Genomic DNA, 8363 nt, shown 5'->3' with positions numbered 1-8363 from the left:
CCGACGGCCGAGCATTGAGGTGCGTGACCAGAGCCGTCGCATCGTAACCATTTCGGGTCAACGTCGGTTCGAGATCGTCGATGGCGCGGGACAGGACCTGCTCGACGATTTCGGCGGTAACCGGCTTGGCGCCGAGGCGAAAGCCCTGCTCGAATGCGAGGGTGAGATGCATCTCGATCTGAAGCGGCGTGCGCAAACGTTCGGCGATGAGGTCGATGGCTTCTTCCTCGAGGAGTTCGCCAACCTTTACGCCTTCGGCCGCACAGGCGCCAAGCAGCCAGGCAACATAGTCGCGGCGCGCGGAGCCGATCCCCTCGTAGTCAAAAATGGTCGTGCGGTAGCCAATCTCCTCCATTTGCGGCCGGCGCAGATCATTGCGCAACCGGGGATGCCCGACAAGAAGTACGGAAAGGAGCACGCCGGCGTCGGCGACCACCTCCATCAGTCGCTTCAGGCCGGTTAAGGTCTTGTGGTGCAGGTCATGGGCCTCGTCGACCACGAGGACGATCGGCCGTTTGCCTTTTTTCATGATGTCGCGCAGGTCGCGCTCCCGGCGCTCGGCCTGCTTGGGGATCTTGACCTGCGCACGATCGCCGGGAGACAAGTCGTAGAACAGGGCTTCAATGAGCGATGGCAGCGAAGTGCGCCGCTTGTCGACCGCCAGCGATTTGGCGAGTGCGACCTTGCCGGCTTTGGTGAGTTCGGCCTCGATGCGGCGCAAAAGGTGGGTTTTCCCCGAACCGACCAGGCCGGAGACCACGACAAGCCGACCGGTCTGGACGGCCGCACACACCTCGCGGATGATCGTGCGCTGATGCTCGGTCTCAAAGTTGCCGGCCCCTTGGAAAGGCCGGTCGAGGCCGTAACTGGATTGAACGTCAGCGAGCATCATTCTTCCTTTCTTCGCGCCTGGAAGCGTTCGCGGATACGGGCCGCGATCATCTTTTTGTCGAGTGTTTCTCCAAGCAGTTCATTGATGAAGGCGCGGTCACCGGCATTCATCGCGCCGATCGGCCGGCCGAGCTGGTCGGCGATGGCCCCACGGGCTGCGAGGCCATTTGGATAAGCGGTCTCTATTGCGGGTTCCGGAAACGGTGTCCGCCGTACACTCAGCCCAGCCGTGGTCGGGGGCAGCGAAGGCAATGGACGATCCCCGCCGGTGACCGCGGCGCGGGGGAGCCCAAGTTGGTCTGCCAGGCGCACCACCTTGTCGAGCCGCTCTTCGAGCTTGCTCTTCTGGTATTTGCGATAGCGAAAGAGGGGAACCGCCCCGCGCGAAGGTTGGAATGGACCGAAGCGCTTGCCCTCATGCTCGACGAACAGTTCCTGATCGAACAGGCCCCAGAGCAAGGTCACCGTTTCGCCGGCAAGTTCGGGCTCGACCTCATAGGATGCGCCTTCGACCGATACGGTCGCGTCTCCAGCAACCGTCCGTCGTTCCGGTTCGCGCGCAAAGGCGCAGAACCGCTCCCAGGAGCACATCGCCCGCACCCCGTCAGGAGGAAGATGCCGCAGCCAATCCTCGATGCGTGCATGAGACTCTGTGCGATGGTCGCCGTTATTGTAGGTGACCAAGGCGCGCCTGAGCCAAAGGTTGGCTTCCTCTTCGTCCTTCGGCTTGTGGAAATGATAGAGGGTCTCGTGCACTTCCTTGATCGTGCGAAACGGCCGCTCGACCTTGCCTTTCGCTCGCGCCGGCGTGCGCCGCTCGCTGTCCGACGGGGGCATATGCGTGAGAACCCGGACACCAAGGCTACCCATGACGGACTGGAAAACGCGCGAGCGGCTCACCGGCCCGTTATCCATATGGATGGTCGTTGGAATCCCCTGAAGCGGCAGTTCCGGTTCAGGCTTGGCGGCGAAGGCATTGTAGAGAAAGCGCAAGGCGGACTCCGCGTCCTCGCCGTAGACGGAGCGGTATTCCTGATAGCTCGCGCCGGAGCGATCATCGACCACGGAGAACAGCATCAGCGTCGGCCGGCCGCGCCCTTCCTCGACCCAAAGCGGCGCTTCCACCTGCTTCAGGTCGGACGGGCTCATGTCGAAGTGCCAGAGTTCGTTGGAACGCCGCGCCTGGAATCGGACGGCAGCCACCGGGCGGGTGACGCGCGCATAATCCAGGCCGGAAACACGCAGCAGCCGATCGACCGTTGCGCGTTTCAAGATGCCGGGCGGTGCACGGACCAGGCCATCGGGCGTCACCACGCCGTCTTCCTCAAGCAGCTTGATGGCGCGCGCCGTGGAGATATGCCGCCCCTTCCGGTTCGCCGTTCTGATCTTCAGGGCCGCGATGATTTCGGCATAGGTTTCCATCTCCGGCTGCGGGGCGATCCGGGAGGTTCCGTGATCGGCGCGCCGTACGGATTTCGGGCGGTTCAACTCCCGCAGCGCCCGATACAGGGTCCAGATCGAGATGCCGTAGGCATCGGCGGCACGAGCAACAATCTCGGTACGGCCTGGATCACGGGGAGAAAGCAGCGACAATCGGCGTCGAAGATCGACAAGAGCCTCTCCGGGCGGCCGCTTTCTCCGCTCAGCCATGGACGTCCTCGGATTCCACTGTTTTGGGAGAGCCACCCTTCTTGCCGATATGACGATAGAGGGTTGCAACAGAAACCCCCATGCGCTGCGCAATATTGCGTACCGGTATGCTGCCTTCCTTCATCAGGGCGCGCGCCGCGGCAATATCGCCCGGGCGCATCGCGGGCGGGCGGCCACCCTTGCGGCCACGTTGCCGCGCCTCGACCAGTCCAGCCGTCGTGCGTTCGCGGATCAGAGCACGTTCGAACTGGGCGATCGCACCGAAGACATGGAAGGTCAGCATGCCGCCCGGCGTCGTCGTATCAATGCTCTCGGTCAAGGACACGAGCCCGATCTTCGCGCGCTCCAACTCTTCCGCCGTCGCGATGAGCTTCTTTAGCGATCGCGCCAACCGATCGAGTTTCCAGACAACGAGCGTGTCACCAGTGCGAAGCACGTCGGAGAGAATTCGGCCCAATTCCGGGCGGTCATCGCGAGCGCCTGACCCGCGCTCGGTAAACACCTTCTCGCAACCGGCGCGTCTCAGCGCCTCAAGCTGAAGCTCCGGATTTTGATCGATCGTGCTGACCCTGGCGTACCCGACCCGCATAGCCATCCAAATGTTCTTGAAAGTCGTTGGACACATAGCATTTTGCGACAACCGTTTCTATAACAGTTTTGAGAAGATTCCATCGCGCCATTCAAGGGGCGTGACGGCATGCGCTATGGCATGCTCAAAAACCCTCGTTTATGACAAACGATCCATGGAAACCAACTATGTGTCTGACGGCCGAATATTCGCGACATGGAGCAGGGAACCCTACGCATCGAAAATCGGGCGGTCCCCGATCTTGTCCCCCTTGTATGGGATACTCCGGGAATTGAGGCGGCGATACCAAAGGATGCGGTCGGCCAGGCCGTTACCATGTTCGAGCCGCAGGAATGCGCCAACTACTTCAAATCTTGCGGATATGACCCCGAGTAATGTGGACGTGCTCTAGGTCACCCAGAGGGGCGCTCGCATCGAGTATAACCTTAAGCGCGATTGCTTCCGGTGAACCATCCTCCATATGTACGGGATGTACAGCCCACACAGACTTTTCGAGAACCACATTCTCAACAGAAACCTCATAAAGCCTACCCGACGCGAGCTCATCGAGGACAGTGCTCCTCATCACGATCGAAATGCCGAGACCAGCTCGAACTGCATGCTTCACAGCCTCAGTGCTCCCGACATTGAATGAGATTGGGAATTGCTCTGCCGCTTGGCCGAAGGCCTCGCGGAGCACGGATCCGGTACCGGTTCCACGTTCTCCGCCAATGAGGGACTCTTGAAATAACTCTGCCGCTTCAATTGTTTTTCGCGTCCTCCAATTATGCTGTGGGGATACGATTATTACCAGCTTTTCCTTCCGCCAAAGGCGGGCTTGATATCCTTTTCGATCGTCCCACCATTCGGTAAAGGCTAGATCAATCTCCTTCCTCAAGAGCTTTTCGATGATTTCAGGATTTGAGGCAACGGCCACCTCAGGTGGCCGGCCTTGAGCATCCTGTAAACGCTTCAAGTGGACTGGCAAAATATAGGTACCGATGTTAGTACTGGCACCCAACGTAATCCGGCCGCTGTGCAGGCGGTCCAGAGATCTCTTCGTGACGGTCAAAAGGCTGCGTGCGAATGGCAAGAATACGAGCCCTTGCCGAGTCGGCACACACTTGTCCTTCCTCCTCTCGACCAGCCGCACCCCTAGTATATCCTCCAATCGTTTCACATTATGTGAGACAGTCGGTTGGGATATCTGAAGCCGTCGCGACGCCTCGTGAAAGCTGCCAGTTTCGATTACCTCTATGAATGCTGCGACATGCGAAAGGCTAAACATTACTTTCTCTAATCAAGGAATTAGTTGAACCTCGTTAATTGCCGCACGAGGTCTTCGGCCTTGGACAAAATCTATAATGTTGTCAGCAGCCTCGTGCTCGATAGCCAAACGCGACTTCGCCACTGCTGAGCCTATGTGGGGTGTCAAGATCGTATCATGTTCGCGATTGAGGAGACCCCCGTGGACCTTGTCAGGCCGGTCGGGTCTGGCCCAGTCCTCCATCTCATAAACATCAGCGGCGTAGCCTCCCAAGCGCCCCGCCTGCAATGCAGCGACAACAGCCTCTTCATCAACCACGCTTCCGCGTGCAGGATTAATAAGAAGTGCTCCTTTGGGCATTTTGGCGAGTTGTTCAGCGCCGAGGAGATGCTTCGTTTCGGCCGAAAGCGGGAGTGCACACACAAGAAAGGTAGACGACGAGATCAACTGGTCAAATTCAAGAGGCTTTACGTTCAGTCTGATCTCATCGGCTTTGTCCAGGGATTGACGATCCCAGTACGACACAATGGCGCCGAAGGTACTTAGGCGCTGTGCTATAGCTTTTCCGATCGCTCCCATCCCTAAAATGCCGATTGCTGTGCCCTGCAGCCCAAGGCCGTAAAACCGAGGGCGCCAACCTTTGTAATCCCTCCTGACGCTCTTGTCGCCTGGCAGAATGTGCCGCCCAAGAGCAATCATCAGACCGATTGTAAGTTCGGCTGTCGGGTCAGTGAGAAGATCGGACACTATCGTGACGTGGACTCCACGCTGCGTGCAGGCTTCGATGTCGAAGTTATCGAAGCCTTTCAGCGCACATGCCACAAGTTGAAGATCGGGAGCGTGCGCGAGTACAGACGCGTCGATCATGTCCGGCATGAACGCCATCATCGCCTTGGCGTCGCTCAATTCTGCGAGCAGTTTCTCGCGGGGCCATGTATCATCAGTATCGTTGCAAACTAAACGAGCGTGGGGAGATAGCTTTGAGATAATCTCCTCGTGGACGCGATGGGTGATTACTACCTTTGGGAGCATTTAATTTATCCTTCTATTGCAGCTGGCGGCGGAGGAGAGCGCCGACCTGGTCAACGATGGTGACCATCAGAAGGACAACGAGCATGATCGCAAGAACCTCCTGATAATTCATGATCCGGAGGGATGTCATCAACTCGAAACCGATACCACCAGCTCCCACAGTGCCCAGGATTGTCGAGGCGCGGAAGTTGTACTCCCACCGATAGATGGTCACATCGGCCAATTGCGGTAGAACTTGTGGCAAGATCGCCCGCGTCACGATCTGGAACGGCGACGCACCAGCTGCGCGTGCGGCTTCTATAGGCGCATTATCGCAATGCTCGATCGCCTCCGCAAAGAACTTGCCCACCATGCCAACCGAGTGAAGACCAAGAGCCAGCACGCCTGGGAGCGCTCCAAATCCCACTGCCGCCACGAAGACGATGCCCATAATCAGCTCCGGGATCGACCGTAGACCATTCAACAATCCACGCGAGATCATATAGATGACAGCGTTGGGTGCTGTTTTCCCTGAGGCGAAAAAGCCAACTGGAAGTGATATCAGTACCGCGATCGCAGTCCCAGCTATACTCATCGCCAGAGTGTCGATGAGAGGGCTGATCCACTCCAAGCCTCGGTTGAAATCCGGGGGAAACATTTCCGTACCGAGCTGCCAGAGCGCAGGAAACCCAGATCCCAGACGCTCCAGATCAAGAAGACCGGAGTGATAACTGCTAACAATGATCACACACGCAATTGCCAACGCGATCACGCCAGCTCTGGTCCAAGCTTTGTTTTGATGTTGAAGGATAGAGTCGTAGTCGGCCGACGGCTGTGTCATCACATATCCTGGAAGAAAGGACGCAGGCCAGCGCCTGCGTCGAAAGGTGAGAAACTGTCTCGAACGCGCCTTACTGACTCAGGTCCAAGTTCAGCACTTTACCGAGCTCACGGACGACGTCGTAGGCTTTGTCATCGATCGGAGCGAACCCATCGGCTTTGAAGGATGCCAATACCTTTTCGTCTTTAAGGTCGATGAAGGCTTTGGTGATCGCCTCTTTCAACGAAGTGTCAAGATCCGACCGCATGGTCCAGGGGTACTGCGGGAACGGATCGGACTCGGCGAGGGCGATAACTTTCTTAGGATCAATGGTGCCACGAGCGACCATTGAATTGTAGATGGGCAACGAAAGTCCGCCAATCTGAGCATTGCCATTCTGCACTGCAATAGCCACGGCATCATGCGACCCTACGAAGTTCTCGCTATAGTCTTTTCCAGCCTCAACTCCGGCCTTAAGCAGCATAGATTTCGGGATAAGGTGGCTTGAGGTGGAAGCCACGTCCCCAAACGCGACCTTTTTCCCTTTTGCATCTTCAAGGCTTTCGATGCCAGCCTCTGCATTGGCGACAACTACAGCGCGATAGGTAGTTTCGCCATCCTTCATAAGTGCTGCGAAAGGCTCGATATCAGCCTTGGTTTTCGCGAGCGTGTAAGAGAGCGGCCCGAAATAAGCCAACTCAAGCCGGCCGAAACGCATCGCTTCGATCATTGACGAGTAGTCGGTCGTTACGATCAGTTCAATCTCCCGACCGAGTGTCTTCTCAAGATACTCCTCGAGAGGACGATTGTTTTTGATGACAGTGGCGGCGTTCTCGTCCGGTAGCAACGCGACGCGCAATGTCTCTGGATTTGAGCCAGCATGCGCCAACGAACTCCAGCCAAGAACGGCGAGGAATGCGAGGGACAGAAGCTTCTTCATAATGCGGCCTCCATGGCAGCTAAAGGTTGATCATACTCGTAGTTGGACAAATCTTGTGTTGTGGTCGGATTTCTTGGGGCGCTGCGGTAGATCGACGCACACATTTGATCGGTCAGTTCGTCGACAGCGGCGTCCGCAACCACTTCCCCGTCGCGCATAGCAATGACCCGGTCGCCGAACCGGCGAGCTAGATCGATCTGATGAAGGCTGATCACAGCAGTGATGCCGTCGGCTGTGCATATTTCGCGAAGCTGCGACAGGACCTCGACAGCCGTTTCAGGGTCCAGACTTGCAACGGGCTCATCTGCAAGGACCAGTTGGGGCTTCTGGACCAGCGCGCGCGCAATGCCCACCCGTTGCTGCTGACCGCCGGATAGTTGATCCGCCCTGACGAGAGCCTTATCAAGAAGGCCTACGCGTTCAAGGCATTCCAACCCCAGCCTTCGATCCGAACGCGGCATAGGGAACAACGTACGCCAGCCAGAGTGGTAGCCCAGGCGGCCCGTCATGACGTTGTCGAGCGCGCTCAAGCGCCCTATGAGTTGGTGCTGCTGGAATATCATCCCAGTTCGCCTTCGGTGAATGCGAAGCTTAGTTTCCGCATCCAGAGCACCAATATCGTTAGAAGTGATCGAACCAGACGTCGGCGCAACCAAGCCGTTGAGTGTCCGGATGAGGGTAGATTTGCCTGCGCCGGATCTACCGAGGAGCACGACGAACTGACCCTGGTTGAACGTCAATGTCGTTGTCTTCAAAGCTTGGGTGCCGTTGGCATAGGTCACGGCAACTCCGTTCAGAGCCAGCATCACAATAATCCTGATCGTTAGTGGTGCATCGATTGAATATTTGCATCACTATGGGCGACATATGACGTCCGTTTATCAGGCTCGTGAAACTTCAATGACAGCAGTTAGCGTCCGAGGAGCTGGTGTAATTTCATCGCCGTCGGCGGTGTGATCCCAGGTGGCCATCGAGGTGTATGTTCGAGGTGGAGTTTGGCGACTTCAACCACGGCCCCTACGGAGACCCCGATGACCAAGACGAACATGGACCTGTCCGAGCTTCTGGCCAAGCACGATCAGGGCGACTTCTTGCGCGGCATTGCCGAAGCCGTGCTGCAACTGATCATGGAGACCGATGTGGAAGGCATCATCGGCGCCGGCCGGCATGAACGCAGCGGTGAACGCACGACCTGGCGCAACGGGTATCGAGAGCG

9 protein-coding genes are annotated in these 8363 nt (G+C 57.6%); 1 reads left to right on the top strand and 8 read right to left on the bottom strand.

The window, feature by feature from the left end:
• From H7H34_RS23185 to phnC, 8 genes are all read right to left on the bottom strand, one after another.
• Nucleotides 1–892: ExeA family protein (locus H7H34_RS23185; protein ID WP_170986387.1), on the bottom strand; the 892-nt coding region annotated here is incomplete at its 3' end.
• Complete coding sequence (locus H7H34_RS23180) at nt 889–2541, bottom strand: IS481 family transposase (RefSeq protein WP_003501095.1); 1653 nt, start codon at nt 2539–2541, stop codon at nt 889–891. The genes H7H34_RS23185 and H7H34_RS23180, both read right to left, overlap by 4 nt.
• Nucleotides 2534–3136: a recombinase family protein gene (locus H7H34_RS23175; protein WP_003501098.1), complete on the bottom strand. Its 603-nt coding sequence runs from the start codon at nt 3134–3136 to the stop codon at nt 2534–2536. The genes H7H34_RS23180 and H7H34_RS23175 overlap by 8 nt, the downstream gene beginning before the upstream one ends.
• Before the next feature lie 340 nt (nt 3137–3476).
• On the bottom strand, nt 3477–4397 hold the full coding sequence (locus tag H7H34_RS23170; protein ID WP_003501100.1) for a LysR family transcriptional regulator: 921 nt from the start codon (nt 4395–4397) through the stop codon (nt 3477–3479).
• A gap of 12 nt (nt 4398–4409) precedes the next feature.
• Complete coding sequence (locus H7H34_RS23165; protein WP_152007293.1) at nt 4410–5408, bottom strand: phosphonate dehydrogenase; 999 nt, start codon at nt 5406–5408, stop codon at nt 4410–4412.
• 13 nt (nt 5409–5421) lie between these two features.
• Nucleotides 5422–6228, bottom strand: coding sequence for a phosphonate ABC transporter, permease protein PhnE (gene phnE / locus H7H34_RS23160; RefSeq protein WP_006473411.1), 807 nt, complete (start codon nt 6226–6228; stop codon nt 5422–5424).
• 70 nt (nt 6229–6298) lie between these two features.
• Nucleotides 6299–7147 carry a phosphate/phosphite/phosphonate ABC transporter substrate-binding protein gene (gene phnD / locus H7H34_RS23155; RefSeq protein WP_003501103.1) on the bottom strand — a complete coding sequence of 283 codons (849 nt, stop codon included), beginning with the start codon at nt 7145–7147 and terminating at the stop codon, nt 6299–6301.
• Nucleotides 7144–7953 carry a phosphonate ABC transporter ATP-binding protein gene (gene phnC / locus H7H34_RS23150; RefSeq protein ID WP_006473175.1) on the bottom strand — a complete coding sequence of 270 codons (810 nt, stop codon included), beginning with the start codon at nt 7951–7953 and terminating at the stop codon, nt 7144–7146. The genes phnD and phnC overlap by 4 nt, the downstream gene beginning before the upstream one ends.
• A gap of 225 nt (nt 7954–8178) precedes the next feature.
• Between phnC and H7H34_RS23145 the strand changes: the two genes are divergently transcribed.
• On the top strand, nt 8179–8363 hold a 185-nt coding region (locus H7H34_RS23145), incomplete at its 3' end, for a transposase (protein WP_185926909.1).

This window comes from Stappia sp. 28M-7 (assembly GCF_014252955.1).
Taxonomy (GTDB): domain Bacteria; phylum Pseudomonadota; class Alphaproteobacteria; order Rhizobiales; family Stappiaceae; genus Stappia.
The sequence above is the reverse complement of the archived record's forward strand: the minus strand, read 5'-3'. Positions and strand labels throughout refer to the sequence as shown.